At 74.2% G+C, this 279-nt stretch carries 1 pseudogene; it reads left to right on the forward strand.

Annotation, left to right across the window (positions count from 1 at the left end):
- Window positions 1-279, forward strand: a pseudogene (locus SB816_RS31125) (2-hydroxyacid dehydrogenase); the annotation flags it as partial.

The following is a 279-nucleotide window of genomic DNA, read 5'->3' on the forward strand; positions in this document are numbered from 1 at the left end:
GTCCGTTCGTCAACGACACCGTCGACGCGGCCGTGCTCGAACGGCTCGCCGACGGCGGCACGCGCCTGATCGCGCTGCGCTCGGCCGGCTTCAACCACGTCGACCTGGCCGCCGCCGAGCGGCTCGGCATCGCGGTCGTGCGGGTGCCGGCCTATTCGCCGCATGCGGTGGCCGAACACGCGGTCGCGCTGATCCTCGCGCTCAACCGCCGGCTGCCGCGCGCGGTCGCGCGCACGCGCGAAGGCGACTTCTCGCTGAACGGCCTGCTCGGCTTCGACC

Origin of the sequence: Achromobacter sp. SIMBA_011 (assembly GCF_046535435.1) — a bacterium.
Lineage (GTDB): Bacteria > Pseudomonadota > Gammaproteobacteria > Burkholderiales > Burkholderiaceae_B > Achromobacter > Achromobacter dolens.